Origin of the sequence: Paenibacillus sp. SAFN-117, assembly GCF_051966115.1 — a bacterium.
GTDB lineage: Bacteria > Bacillota > Bacilli > Paenibacillales > NBRC-103111 > Paenibacillus_L > Paenibacillus_L residui.
The window spans coordinates 94936-107801 of record NZ_JBQCLK010000021.1 but is presented as its reverse complement, the minus strand read 5'-3'; the positions used below and the strand labels follow the sequence as shown (position 1 = coordinate 107801).

Genomic DNA, 12866 nt, shown 5'->3' with positions numbered 1-12866 from the left:
GGCCCGCGGCGAACGCGCAGCCGGCCCCGCCGCGAGCCGGCACGGCGCCGCCAAGGGCAGCGCGCGGCGTCGGCGCCGCTTCGGCTGCGCCGGGCGGCGCTGCCGATTCGCGCGGGCGGGCGCAGCAGCGGGTCTATATCAAGATAGACCCGCTGCATGAAGCGCCGCACACGCTCGAATCGCTGCAGAGCCTGCTGCAGGCGCAGCCGGGGCTGCTGCCGGTCGTGCTGTTCTACGAGCGCGAACAGCGAACGGTCATGCTGAGCGAACGATATCGGGTCAAGCCTTCCCCGCTTCTTTTTCAGCAAATTGAAAAGCTCCTAGGCGAAGGAACGGTTAAAGTAAAGTGAAAAAGTAAGGCTTGACCGGGTACGCATTGGAACCATAGTGCCTTAGAGGAATAAGCTTTGCTGACGGCTTCACATGGTTAGTCATCCATACTAATATTAAAGCACTCCAAGGGTCTTTGTCGTTCGCCGCGGCAAAGACTCTTTCTCGTATGATTTCGGTCACGAAATTCCTGCGATAATACATCAATTTATAAGCGATTCAGACACTTATGGAGAAAAGCCTGCGAAAATACATTAATTTCGACATCAATTCACCCGATCACCCTTGGAACGAGAAAAAAAGATGTATTTTAGCAGGCTTTGCTGCGGACACGGGACCCAACGGCTAAAAGCATGCAGAATTGCAGGCTTTTAAACCCTAGATATCAAATAGAGGAAGGTTAGACGCCGACTCTGCTGGTGTGCGGACGGAATACGCTTCGAAGGCCGAACGTTTCTTTGTAGGCCGGATGACTTTCGTGGTATAGTAAAAAAGAACTAAGCTGCGCGAAAGCTCTCTCCGTTTTAAAGTAATAATACAGGCTGTTGAGAAAAATAGCTCGCGGAGCATGTCTGTTAGTTGTACGATTATTCGCGGCATTCGCATGTCTGTTCGAAGACCATGAATGATTTCGTACAAAACGTACTCGTTCGCATTCATCCGTCGTGCATTTGTATCTCTTTAGAGTAAAGTAGACGATTTCTCAACAACCTGAAAAATTCCTTTTTATTTCTTTGCTTCGGCGGTGTTGGCCAAAGGGAGAATGGGATTGAGTTGCCCGATAGTATTCCGGGGATTGGCAAACCGGCCGCAACCTTGGAATGAGCATAGGATGAAAGTTAAGATTTCGTTCACACCTGTGTCCAATAATTGTCCATTTTCATGTTTTCTCACGCTTTCCCGCGTATTTATAACGGTTCCATCGGCTCCAGGGCGACTTGTCTTTGTTGCTATAAAAAGACGGGTTATGGTATCATTAATCCATTGTATAGGCTATATGAAGCAGGAGTTAGGGAGGTTATCGGCCATGTGGACAGTTATTTATATCGCTCCGACGGCCAAAATAGCGGATCGCATAAAGGAGAAGCTGACGGAAGAAGGGTTCCTCGTTCAAGTTCGGGCCATCAGCTTAACCAAGAATCAGTATGAAATTTTGGTTCCGGAAGGAGAACTGGAGGAAGTTCAGGAAGTTCTTAATTCCATTCTGCATCGGTAATCATCCTGCTGAAATTAACGCCTGGTGAGGTGTAAACGTGCTAAAGGATTTTTTTTACAAGAAAAAAAAGTACGCCACAATTCCTTCTGAAAGGGCAAAAAAGGAAATTCCCGAAGGAATCGCTAATAAATGCCCTAAGTGCGGTGCGATTCAATTCAGCACGGAGCTGGAAAAGAACCTGAAGGTCTGCGCTTCCTGCGGTTATCATTTTATCTTAAACGGTATGGAACGGATACAGATGACCCTGGATGACGGACGTCTGTTTGAATTTGACAGTGATATGATTTCGGCCGATCCACTTGAATTCCCGGGGTATCCCGAGAAGGTCGGAAAGATGATCGAGAAGACGGGCAGCAAGGATGCGGTCATTACCGGAGAAGGAACGATCGGGGGTTATCCCGTCGTTATTTGTGTGATGAGCTTTGATTTTTTCAGCGGAACGCTTGGCAGTGTGGTTGGAGAGAAGATCACCCGGGCGATCGAAGTGGCCATGCAGAAGAAGTACCCGTTGATTATTTTTTCCACTTCCGGAGGGGCCCGCATGCAGGAGAGCATATTGGCTCTTATGCAAATGGCCAAAACCAGTGCCGCTCTAAGCAAGTTTCACGAGCAAGGCGGTCTTTATATCTCCGTACTTACAGAACCGACCTTGGGCGGGGTAAGCGCCAGCTTTGCCATGCTCGGCGATTATGTGTTGGCCGAACCGGGAGCCATTATCGGTTTTGCCGGAAGAAGGGTCATTGAACAGACGATTCGGCAGAAGCTTCCAGACAATTTCCAGACGGCTGAGTTCAATCTGCAGCACGGTCAGTTGGATAAAGTAGTTCATCGGAAAGAATTGAGGACGGTTTTGACGCAAATTTTGGACATGCACACGGTGAAGGAGGTGTCTTCCGATGGCAGGTGATTTGCCGTTTGAGCAGCCTCTGGCGGAATTGCGTGCGAAAATTGAAGAGCTGCGCAGGTTTGGCAGCGACAAGAATATCGATTTCACCGAAGAAATTATGCGGCTGGAAGAAAGATATGCGCGGCTGGAGGAAGAAATCTACACCGAAATTTCCGTGCAGCACAAGCTGCAAATTGCCCGTTTTCCCATGCGGCCAACCACCCTGGATTACATACAGAACGTATTTACCGATTTTCTGGAGCTTCATGGGGACCGTTTGTACCGGGATGATTTGGCCATCGTCGGAGGACTGGCGAAGCTTAACGGTGTGCCGGTTACAGTGGTCGGCCATCAGAAAGGCAAGGACACCAAGGATAACATCGCTCGTAATTTCGGCATGCCCCATCCCGAAGGCTTTCGCAAGGCGCTTCGCCTGATGCAGCAGGCCGACAAGTTCAAGCGGCCGATTATAACCTTCATTGATACGAGCGGTGCTTATCCCGGAGGAGCGGCGGAAGAACGGGGACAAGCTGAAGCCATTGCGCGGAATCTGAGAGAAATGGCATCTTTCAAGGTGCCTATTATTTGTGTGGTCATCGGAGAAGGCGGCAGCGGGGGAGCATTGGCACTGGGCGTCGGTAACCGTGTGCTGATGCTTGAGCATGCCATCTATTCGGTCATTTCGCCGGAAGGTGCCGCTTCCATTCTGTTTAAAGACAGCACCAAGGCGCTGCAGGCAGCGGAAACGATGAAAATTACGGCCCAGGACATTTTGAAACTTGGAGTAATCGATGAAATCATCCCCGAGCCCAAGGGGGGAGCGCATCGCAATCTGGAGGAGCAATCCAGGAACATCAAAGAAATGCTTTGGAAACATCTCGAGGAGCTTGTCGCATTATCCGCGGACGAGCTACGGGAGGACCGCTATCGCAAATTCCGCTCGATAGGAGAAGTAGCCTTGTATCAGAATGGCTGACCGGAAATCATGGGAAGCGCCTATAAACACCATATTTCTATCTTTTATAGTCATCCTTGGCGGCAGTATTTAACTGCGGAGGATTGTTGAACTTACAGGAGGAACAGAACTATGCGTAAAGCTAAAATTGTATGTACGATCGGACCGGCCAGCGAAGCACCGGAAATGCTTGGCAAATTGATGCAGGCGGGAATGAATGTGGCCCGTCTTAATTTCTCTCATGGGGATTTCGAGGAGCATGGGGCGAGAATTCGCAATATCCGCGAAGTGTCAAAGCGGTTGAACAAGAACGTTGCGCTGCTTCTTGATACGAAAGGGCCGGAGATTCGGATCGGCAAGCTTGCGGAAGAACCGATTGAACTCGTGCAGAATGAGCGTATAGTGCTTACTACCGAGGAAATTCTGGGGGATAAGCATCGCATCTCCGTAACGTACAAGGATCTGCCTTCCGATGTTTCCATCGGCTCCACCATTCTGATTGACGATGGGTTGGTCGGGCTGGAAGTAGTGGGGATCCGCGGCACCGAGATCGAGTGCGTCATTGTTAACGGCGGACAAATCAAGAGCAAGAAGGGCGTCAATGTACCGGGAGTGAGTACGTCCCTACCGGGAATTACCGAGAAGGACGCCAACGATATTGTGTTCGGGATCGAGCAGGGGGTAGATTTCATCGCAGCTTCTTTCGTTCGTAAAGCAAGTGACGTGATGGAAATTCGCGAGCTGCTGGAGAAGCATAATGCCAGCCATATTCAAATCATATCCAAGATTGAGAATAGGGAAGGCGTAGAGAATCTGGATGAAATTCTGGAGGTATCGGACGGTCTGATGGTCGCCCGTGGGGACCTTGGGGTGGAAATCCCGGCCGAAGAAGTGCCGCTGGTCCAGAAGATGATGATCCGAAAATGTAACGAGGCAGGCAAGCCGGTTATTACCGCTACGCAAATGCTGGATTCGATGCAGCGGAATCCGCGCCCTACACGTGCAGAGGCGAACGATGTCGCCAATGCCATTCTGGATGGATCGGATGCGGTTATGCTGTCCGGAGAGACGGCCGCGGGCAAATATCCGGTGGAATCGGTAGAGACCATGGCACGGATAGCCGAAAAAGCGGAAACGGCCTTAAATCACAAAGAAATTCTCGAGAGACAGCGTAAAGCCCAACAAGTCACGGTTACGGAATCTATCAGTCAAGCGGTGGCCAATTCTGCGCTGGATCTGCAAGCCAAAGCGATTATTACACCAACGGAAAGCGGTTATACAGCCAGAATGGTTGCCAAGTACCGTCCGAAGTCGCCGATCGTAGCCTATACTCCTTCAGAGCAAACTATGCGTAAGCTGTCTCTGGTATGGGGGGTTATTCCGGTTCTGGGGCATAAGGCTAAAACGACCGACGAAATGATCGAATTCGGAATTGAAGGCGGTATGAAGGAAGGTCTTTTCCGGCTTGGTGATCTGGTGATTATTACTGCAGGCTTGCCGGTTGGACAGTCCGGAACGACCAATCTTATTAAGGTTCATCATGTCGGACAGCTGATTGCCAAAGGCCAGGGTTTGGGAACGCAATGCTCCACCGGCCAAATCGTAACCGCCCGCACTCCTGAAGAAGCGAATGCCAAGATGACGGAAGGCTCTATTCTGGTTGCCGTATCGACCGATAAGGAATACATGCCTGCGATTGAGAAGGCGTCCGCGGTGATTACGGAGACCGGGGGAATTACTTCACATGCCGCTGTTGTCTGCCTGAGCTTGGGCATCCCGGTTATTGTAGGAGTCGAGAATGCGTTTGAAGTGCTGCATGACGGATTGGAAGCAACCGTTTATGCCGAGATGGGCTTCATTTACTCCGGCAAGGCCAACGTCATATAGGTCGATGGAAACACGCCTGGGAAAGGGCGTGTTTTTGCCGTGCTTCGTGGTGAGATTGACTTCGTTATAAGAAGACATGCACTTTTGATTGTCTTTTCTTATAGTGTAAATGAGTCTGGAGATGGGGCTTAACATGAAAGTTACCCGTGACTCAAACCGGCTGTCGTATGCTGCGTATAAACCTGCTTGAGCGTTACAATTCCTACAGGAGGTGGTCCAATGAATCGATGGCACGTTCATTCCATCCGTGTCCGGTATGAGGAAACGGATCAAATGGGGGTTGTCTATCATGCAAACTATTTGACATGGTTTGAAATCGGCCGAACGGAAATGATAAGAGAGACGGGTTTTACATACCGTGAGTTGGAAGCCAACCGTCTTCTGCTTCCGCTCGTTGAAGCTTCCATGAAGTTCAAGCAGCCCGCAAGATATGACGATGAAGTAGCGATTTATACACGTATGGCGGATGTGACCCCCATCTCTATTGTATTCGAGTCGCAAGTCCGCAGAGCAGAGGGGGGTGAAGCGGAAAGTGGGAGGCAGGCGGATGTCGATGACCAGCCTGAAGGAGAGCTGTTGGTCAGCGGCATGACCAAGCATATTTGGGTCAATCCGGAATGGAAGCCGGTCCGGCTTGACCGGCAATTTCCCGAGCTATATGAACGGCTGCCTGTAAATCGGTAGAAAGGAAGATGCGGATGCTCAGATGGATAATCGTTCTGCTGATAGTCGCTCCCGCTTTGGAAATTTGGGGAATTCTTTCGGTCGGAAGATGGATTGGCGGCTGGCAAACGTTTCTTTTGATCGTCCTGACCGGACTGATCGGAGCTTATCTGGCCAAGAGAGAAGGGCGTAAGGTGTGGGAATACGCACAGCACCAAATGTCTCTCGGCTACAGTCCGACAGCTTCGATACTCGATGGCATTATCATTTTTGTCGGAGGAGTTTTTCTTCTTGCCCCCGGTTTTATAACGGATATCATTGGCTTGATCCTTCTGCTTCCATTTACTCGCCCGGTTGTCAAGCGCTGGCTCTATTATTGGCTGGAGAAGCAAATCCGGAATGGAAAATTCACCTTTATCATCCGCAGGTAAATGGAAGAATTAGAGCCGGTAAGATGATAATAAGATTTCAAGCTTTTTATACTCGAAATCAAAAAAGACTTTAATTGGTATCTGACTTGTATTAAAATTTGTTTATGGTACCGATAATGAACTTTTATAGCCCCACTGTTCACTTCTTCGACAAAATCCTTTATGATAAAAGGAGTTAGAGAAGTACAACACTTGTGAAATAAAATATTTATTGCAAACAAAGGAGAGAGATAGGGATGACGGCGACAAAAGGCCTGGAAGGAATCGTCGCAACTACTTCCTCAATAAGCTCAATTATTGATGGTGTGCTGACCTACCGCGGGATCAATATCGACGATTTGGCGGAGAAGGCAACCTTTGAAGAAGTTGTCTATTTGCTTTGGTACGGGAAGCTTCCGAACCAAGCGGAGCTGGATCAGCTACATAGGGATTTGAGTGCTAACAGCAGCGTCCCGAGCGAAGTGATTGAGCAAATCAAGCTGTACCCGAAAAACACGAACTCCATGGCTGCTCTAAGGTCCGCCGTGTCGAGCCTTGCGCTCTATGACAACGAGGCTAACGACATGAGTAAAGAAGCGAATGTACGCAAAGCGATTCGCTTGCAGGCACAGCTGCCTACTCTGATTGCCGCTTTCGCAAGAATCCGGGAAGGCCAGGAGCCGATCGCCCCGAAATCCGGTGCCTCCATTGCAGAGAATTTCTTGTATATGCTGACTGGCGAACAGCCTGATCCAATAGCGGTAAATGCCCTGGATAAAGCCCTTGTTCTCCATGCAGATCACGAGTTGAACGCATCGACATTCGCTGCCCGCGTAACGGTAGCCACTCTGTCCGATATTTATTCCGGGGTGACCTCGGCAATCGGCGCATTGAAGGGACCTCTTCACGGGGGGGCCAACGAGGCGGTTATGGCTATGCTTGAAGAAGTGGGCTCGATCGACAATGTCGAGAGCTATGTTAACCGCAAGCTGGAGAATAAAGAGAAGCTGATGGGATTTGGTCACAGGGTCTACAAGAATGGAGATCCCCGTGCCAAGCATCTGATGAAAATGTCCAAGGAACTGGGCAAAATTACGAACAATATGAAGTGGTACGATATGTCGGTCAAGATGGAAGAAATGGTTACCCGTTTGAAGGGACTCAAGCCGAATGTCGATTTCTATTCCGCTTCTGTTTATACTTCACTCGGCATTCCGAGAGATCTGTTTACGCCGATTTTTGCCATTAGCCGGACATCGGGCTGGACAGCTCATATTCTGGAACAATACGATAACAATCGTCTGATTCGTCCTCGTGCGGAATATACAGGCCCGGTGGGCACGCCGTACGTACCGATCGAGCAGCGTTAATAATTTACAGAGTGCAATCTGCGCTCCAGACCTTACGGGCCGTGCGAATCGTACCGAAACGCCTTCCCGTTTATCCGTACGTTCTCGACCGGTTTACTCTGCTAATACATTAAAGAGGAGGAAATAAAATCATGGCTCAATTCGAACAATTTTCCCTGCCGACCGAAGGCGAGAAGATTACTATTAAAGACAGCGTACTTCAGGTACCTAACAACCCGATCATTCCTTTTATCGAAGGAGATGGCACGGGACGCGATATTTGGCGGGCTTCCAAGCGTGTTCTGGACGCCGCTGTAGAGAAAGCTTACAAAGGCGAGAAGAAGATCGCATGGTATGAAGTATATGCAGGGGAGAAAGCATTCAACAAGTTCAATTCCTGGCTCCCTAACGATACTTTGACGGCTATCCGTGAATATATCGTTGCTATCAAAGGTCCTCTGACTACTCCGATCGGCGGCGGTATTCGTTCTTTGAACGTGGCGCTTCGTCAGGAGCTGGATTTGTATGTTTGCCTTCGTCCGGTACGTTATTTCAATGGAGTTCCTTCTCCGGTTAAACGCCCTGATCTTGTTGATATGGTTATTTTCCGGGAGAATACGGAAGATATTTATGCCGGAATCGAGTATAAGGAAGGCACACCGGAAGTTAAGAAAGTGATCGAGTTTCTGCAGAAAGAAATGGGAGTTAACAAAATCCGTTTCCCGGAAACGTCCGGTATCGGAATCAAGCCTGTTTCCAAGGAAGGATCTTCCCGCCTGATCCGTGCGGCGATTGAGTATGCTCTGCAGCATGGACGCAAGAGCGTTACTTTGGTGCACAAAGGCAACATCATGAAGTTTACAGAAGGAGCCTTCAAGAACTGGGGCTACGAGCTGGCGGAGCAAGAGTTCGGTGATAAGGTGTTCACTTGGGCCGAGTATGATCGCATCAAGGAAGAGAAAGGCACCGACGCTGCTAACGAAGCTCAGAAAGCGGCAGAAGCTGCCGGCAAGATCATCGTGAAGGACGCTATTGCCGATATTGCTCTGCAGCAGGTGCTGACCCGTCCGACCGATTTCGATGTCATCGCTACTCTTAATTTGAACGGGGACTATCTGTCTGACGCTTTGGCTGCACAAGTTGGAGGAATCGGAATTGCACCGGGAGCGAATATTAACTATGTAACCGGACATGCTATTTTCGAAGCCACCCATGGTACGGCGCCTAAGTATGCGGATAAAGACGTAGTTAATCCGGGATCGGTTATTCTGTCCGGAGTTATGATGCTGGAGCATCTTGGCTGGCAAGAAGCGGCTAACCTGATTTACAAAGGTATGGAGACCGCTATTAATAACAAAACGGTTACCTATGACTTTGCCCGCCTGATGGAAGGCGCGACTGAAGTGAAATGCTCCGAGTTCGCGGATGAAATTATCAAGCATCTTGGATAAGTTAGACGCAGTTAATCTTTTAGAGCCCGTTTCTTAAGAAACGGGTTCCCCAATTTATGAAATCTCCACATAAATCTCTGAGTGAAAGGATCTGTTATCCATGGCTATCCGTCGCAAAAAGCTGTCTGTTATCGGTGCCGGTTTCACTGGAGCTACTACTGCATTAATGCTTGCCCAGAAAGAATTGGGCGACGTCGTACTTCTCGATATTCCCCAACTGGAGAATCCGACCAAAGGAAAGGCACTGGACATGTTGGAAGCAAGCCCGGTACAAGGATTCGACAGCAACATTATCGGTACTTCCAATTATGAAGACACCGCTAATTCCGACATTGTCATCATTACAGCAGGTATTGCCCGCAAGCCCGGCATGAGCCGTGATGATTTGGTCAATACCAATGCCGGAATTATGAAATCGGTTTGTGAGAATGTTAAAAAATACAGTCCGGAATCGATCGTCATCATTCTAAGCAACCCGGTGGATGCTATGACTTATGTGGCCTATCAGACATTGGGCTTTCCGAAGAACCGCGTGATCGGTCAATCCGGAGTTCTGGATACCGCCCGCTACTGCACGTTCATTGCACAGGAGCTTAATGTATCGGTTGAGGACGTTCGCGGATTCGTATTGGGAGGACACGGTGACGATATGGTTCCGCTGGTCCGTTATTCCAATGTTGGCGGAATTCCGATTGAGAAGCTGATTCCCGCGGACCGGATCGAAGCGATCGTCCAACGGACCCGTACCGGCGGCGGAGAAATCGTTAACCTGCTCGGCAACGGCAGCGCCTACTACGCACCGGCTGCATCCCTTGTTCAGATGACAGAAGCCATCGTTAAGGACAAGAAACGCATCCTGCCGGCGATTGCCCTCCTTGAGGGGGAATACGGCTATGACAATCTGTTCATGGGCGTTCCGACGATTCTGGGTGGAGACGGAATCGAGAAAGTGTTCGAGCTTGAATTAACTGCCGAAGAGAAAACGGCGCTTGACAAATCCGCTGATTCGGTACGCAATGTAATTAAAGTCGTGGAAGGCAACTGATGATTCAAGCTGTTCCGGTATGGCTCACTGCTCCGGGGCAGCTTTTTTCCATTAAGCTTCATCCGGCCACAATTTCCTATGCTCCCGTATAGCACGAACCTTTGGCTATATTGTGTCCGGCAAGTAAAAAATGTGCAGTCCGCCCTTGGGACAAGTTGTAAGCCTGACAGGCATTTAGTATACTGATAGAGTACATAACTCAAACATTCAATAGGAGGGCTTTCATGGTCAGTTTTATTTTATTTCTGCACCTGTTAGGCTCCATTGGGATGGGATTTTATCTGCTCTTTCCTTTTCTTCTGATGAAAAAAGGGGAGGAAGGTTTGGCTCAGACGGTTGGCAATTATAATACGGCAAACCGGGTAGGGCAGATATTGCTGCTCGTCCAGTTTTTGACCGGAGGATACATGATTTCCCAAGCCAGTTATTCTACGGCCTGGATGATCGTCGTTATTCTGCTCGTCGTCGTTATCGGCGGTCTAACCGGCATGTTGGGCAAGAAGTTGAAGTCGGCTCGGGAGGCTCTCAGCTCCGGCAAGGCTGCGGCCGAAGCGGGAATGGGAGAGGTGCAAACATTTTCCTGGCTGATTGCCCTGAGCTTCCTTGTCATGATCATCCTGATGAGTTACCCATTCTAAGGAAAGAAAAACGCTGGAGAGCCAGTCCTATTCGGACAGCTCGTCCAGCGTTTTTTCGAAGCTGGGTGCCAAATGCTCAAGGAAATACCGGACCTCCGGCAGATCAAGCTCTATCATAGACTGCTCAATCTGTTTCTTGGCAACGGCGAACTCCCGGTTTCCCGTAGACAGCTCCGTCACACATTTGATATATGCATCCAACAGGTCAGCCGCCTTGACCATGACCCGCAGTTCTTCATCCTGTCCGCCTTCCAGCAAAGGACGGTAAGCATCCTTCAACTGAGGGGGCATCATGGACAGCAGCTTCTTGGAAGCGTGCCGCTCGATCTCGCGGAAGCTGGACAAGATGTCCTCGTTCTGATGCTTGACTGGTGTCGGGATATCGCCGGTGAACACCTCAGCCGCGTCATGGAACAGTGCCATTGATACGGCCTTGTCCACCGGCAAGCTTCGCCCGTAAACCTCGTTGGCAATCGTACAGAGCACATGGGTCAGCATCGCCACATGAAAGGAATGCTCCGCCACGTTCTCGCTTACGACATTGCGCATCAGACTCCATCGTTTAATATATCTTAGCCGGTACATATACGCGAAAAAATGGGAGTCCATAAGCCCCTCCTTTCTCCAACCCGTCCAACTTGATTATCCGCCAGACGTTCCCGCACATCATGACTCAAACAATAGCTTCTCGATATCGCTCCACCTGGCATAGGCTTTGCCCTCGATAACCTGAACGGGCTGTCCGATCGTTAAGCTGTTATTCTGGTGAAGAACGGTACGGCTCCCGGGACGAAGCTTCCATTCTCTGCCTTCATAACGAATAACGATCAGCCCCTCGCTATCCTCAGCTACTTCACCGCCCCAGTTCTCTACCATTTCCCTGAGCGGAATACGGTCATAGTTATGATGAACTGCCTGAATCTGGTTCTGAATCGATTTGTGCAGCTTGGCCGGCGAAATGTACGGGCCTCCCGCATTAATTCTTGGAATCGCGAGCCTGTCGGTCTGCCGTGTAGCCATTCCGGGTGCGATCGTGAATGCATACTCAATTCCCGCTGATTGCAGCGCCTCAGCCGCATCCCGATCATAGATTCCGAAAGGATAAGCCAAGGAATCGATAGGCGACGGGTTAACCTGCTCCAGTACCGATCGGCAGGTTCTGGTGTCGGCCATTATCCGCTGCCGGTAATCCTCTTCGCTCTCCCGCTTGCCGCTATCCAGATCCAGTCTTGCTGTTAACAGCGCCTGGCCATCCACTTTGTCATGCAAGGCATGAGTATGACATTGCACCTCAATCCTGCCGGGGGCTGCGGTGATCATTTCCGCAATTTGCTGTTGGGACATTGCCGGAATATAGCTCGCTTGCGGATTTAACGTGTCCTTCGTAATGGCGAAATTAACCGCAGGAATATTCAATTGGGATAATACAGGATAAGCATTGCTGTAGAAGCTCTCATATCCGTCGTCAAAGGTGACCAGCACGGCGTTGTCGGGGACGGGGCCGCCGGCTAAGTACTGTTTGAATTGATCGAGTGTAATAAATTGGTAGCCCTGTTGCTGTAAATAGGTCAATTGCCTCTGAAAAAGATCAACCGTGATCGTGCCGGAGCTTTGTATGGTGTCATCGACGTGATGATACATGATGACAGCGACCTGTTCGCGGTACATAGTATTCGGCTGATAGGCTGATAGAGAAGAGACCAATAAGGTCAAGCCGATAATCGTAACAAACAAGCTGCGAACAAAGAATTTAATCATTTCCATTCTCCTTACTTTGGCAGATACCTTATCAGTATATCAATTTAATTATCAACATACTATATTGTCATAAACATTTGCTATGCCAAAAGCAAGTCAATAATATTTTATCGAATGATAAGCATTTAGATTGATTCATTATTGATGAATAATAAAAACTATACCTATTAAAAGGTTCGGTATTAAAGATTAAATTTAGTAAAGATACATTGATTAATTCCTGTGAACGATGTTTAATGCACTTCAGGCAGCAAATTAGCGCTACTATGGAAAGGAAG

At 49.3% G+C, this 12866-nt stretch carries 13 protein-coding genes; 11 read left to right on the top strand and 2 right to left on the bottom strand.

Annotation, left to right across the window (positions count from 1 at the left end; all coding sequences use genetic code 11):
* The 11 genes from ACTHRH_RS15110 to ACTHRH_RS15060 form a co-directional block, all read left to right on the top strand.
* On the top strand, window positions 1-350 hold a 350-nt coding region (locus ACTHRH_RS15110; RefSeq protein ID WP_440416337.1), incomplete at its 5' end, for a hypothetical protein.
* Between the two features lie 1007 nt (window positions 351-1357).
* Window positions 1358-1546, top strand: coding sequence for a glutamate decarboxylase (locus ACTHRH_RS15105; RefSeq protein ID WP_144932176.1), 189 nt, complete (start codon window positions 1358-1360; stop codon window positions 1544-1546).
* Between the two features lie 37 nt (window positions 1547-1583).
* Complete coding sequence (gene accD / locus ACTHRH_RS15100; RefSeq protein WP_379288682.1) at window positions 1584-2453, top strand: acetyl-CoA carboxylase, carboxyltransferase subunit beta; 870 nt, start codon at window positions 1584-1586, stop codon at window positions 2451-2453.
* Complete coding sequence (locus ACTHRH_RS15095; protein ID WP_440416335.1) at window positions 2443-3408, top strand: acetyl-CoA carboxylase carboxyltransferase subunit alpha; 966 nt, start codon at window positions 2443-2445, stop codon at window positions 3406-3408. The genes accD and ACTHRH_RS15095 overlap by 11 nt, the downstream gene beginning before the upstream one ends.
* Before the next feature lie 111 nt (window positions 3409-3519).
* Window positions 3520-5274: a pyruvate kinase gene (gene pyk / locus ACTHRH_RS15090; protein WP_379288680.1), complete on the top strand. Its 1755-nt coding sequence runs from the start codon at window positions 3520-3522 to the stop codon at window positions 5272-5274.
* A gap of 219 nt (window positions 5275-5493) precedes the next feature.
* On the top strand, window positions 5494-5958 hold the full coding sequence (locus ACTHRH_RS15085) for an acyl-CoA thioesterase (RefSeq protein ID WP_144932168.1): 465 nt from the start codon (window positions 5494-5496) through the stop codon (window positions 5956-5958).
* A gap of 14 nt (window positions 5959-5972) precedes the next feature.
* Window positions 5973-6368, top strand: coding sequence for an FxsA family protein (locus ACTHRH_RS15080; protein WP_440416332.1), 396 nt, complete (start codon window positions 5973-5975; stop codon window positions 6366-6368).
* Window positions 6369-6604: 236 nt separating this feature from the next.
* The gene (citZ, locus tag ACTHRH_RS15075) at window positions 6605-7717 is read left to right on the top strand and encodes a citrate synthase (protein WP_144932164.1); all 1113 of its coding nucleotides are present in this window, start codon (window positions 6605-6607) and stop codon (window positions 7715-7717) included.
* Window positions 7718-7848: 131 nt separating this feature from the next.
* Entirely contained in the window at window positions 7849-9147 is a 1299-nt protein-coding gene (gene icd / locus ACTHRH_RS15070) for an NADP-dependent isocitrate dehydrogenase (protein ID WP_144932162.1), read from the top strand.
* Window positions 9148-9247: 100 nt separating this feature from the next.
* Window positions 9248-10192 (top strand): malate dehydrogenase, encoded by a 945-nt coding sequence (gene mdh, locus ACTHRH_RS15065; protein ID WP_379288676.1) that lies wholly within the window; start codon window positions 9248-9250, stop codon window positions 10190-10192.
* 224 nt (window positions 10193-10416) lie between these two features.
* Window positions 10417-10830, top strand: coding sequence for a hypothetical protein (locus tag ACTHRH_RS15060; RefSeq protein WP_144932158.1), 414 nt, complete (start codon window positions 10417-10419; stop codon window positions 10828-10830).
* Window positions 10831-10857: 27 nt separating this feature from the next.
* On the opposite strand, the gene yfbR is transcribed toward ACTHRH_RS15060, so the two are convergent.
* Both yfbR and ACTHRH_RS15050 read right to left on the bottom strand, forming a co-directional pair.
* Entirely contained in the window at window positions 10858-11439 is a 582-nt protein-coding gene (gene yfbR, locus ACTHRH_RS15055) for a 5'-deoxynucleotidase (protein ID WP_379288673.1), read from the bottom strand.
* 57 nt (window positions 11440-11496) lie between these two features.
* Window positions 11497-12588 carry a polysaccharide deacetylase family protein gene (locus ACTHRH_RS15050; protein WP_379288671.1) on the bottom strand — a complete coding sequence of 364 codons (1092 nt, stop codon included), beginning with the start codon at window positions 12586-12588 and terminating at the stop codon, window positions 11497-11499.
* Window positions 12589-12866: the final 278 nt, after the last annotated feature.

Excerpts from the sequence above, each read along its gene's own strand:
- ACTHRH_RS15085 (WP_144932168.1), top strand. The coding sequence starts at position 5,494 with ATGAATCGATGGCACGTTCATTCCATCCGTGTCCGGTATGAGGAAACG.
- ACTHRH_RS15080 (WP_440416332.1), top strand. The coding sequence starts at position 5,973 with ATGCTCAGATGGATAATCGTTCTGCTGATAGTCGCTCCCGCTTTGGAA.
- ACTHRH_RS15095 (WP_440416335.1), top strand. The coding sequence starts at position 2,443 with ATGGCAGGTGATTTGCCGTTTGAGCAGCCTCTGGCGGAATTGCGTGCG.
- icd (WP_144932162.1), top strand. The coding sequence starts at position 7,849 with ATGGCTCAATTCGAACAATTTTCCCTGCCGACCGAAGGCGAGAAGATT.
- ACTHRH_RS15050 (WP_379288671.1), bottom strand. The coding sequence starts at position 12,588 with ATGATTAAATTCTTTGTTCGCAGCTTGTTTGTTACGATTATCGGCTTG.
- yfbR (WP_379288673.1), bottom strand. The coding sequence starts at position 11,439 with ATGGACTCCCATTTTTTCGCGTATATGTACCGGCTAAGATATATTAAA.
- mdh (WP_379288676.1), top strand. The coding sequence starts at position 9,248 with ATGGCTATCCGTCGCAAAAAGCTGTCTGTTATCGGTGCCGGTTTCACT.
- pyk (WP_379288680.1), top strand. The coding sequence starts at position 3,520 with ATGCGTAAAGCTAAAATTGTATGTACGATCGGACCGGCCAGCGAAGCA.
- citZ (WP_144932164.1), top strand. The coding sequence starts at position 6,605 with ATGACGGCGACAAAAGGCCTGGAAGGAATCGTCGCAACTACTTCCTCA.
- ACTHRH_RS15060 (WP_144932158.1), top strand. The coding sequence starts at position 10,417 with ATGGTCAGTTTTATTTTATTTCTGCACCTGTTAGGCTCCATTGGGATG.
- ACTHRH_RS15105 (WP_144932176.1), top strand. The coding sequence starts at position 1,358 with ATGTGGACAGTTATTTATATCGCTCCGACGGCCAAAATAGCGGATCGC.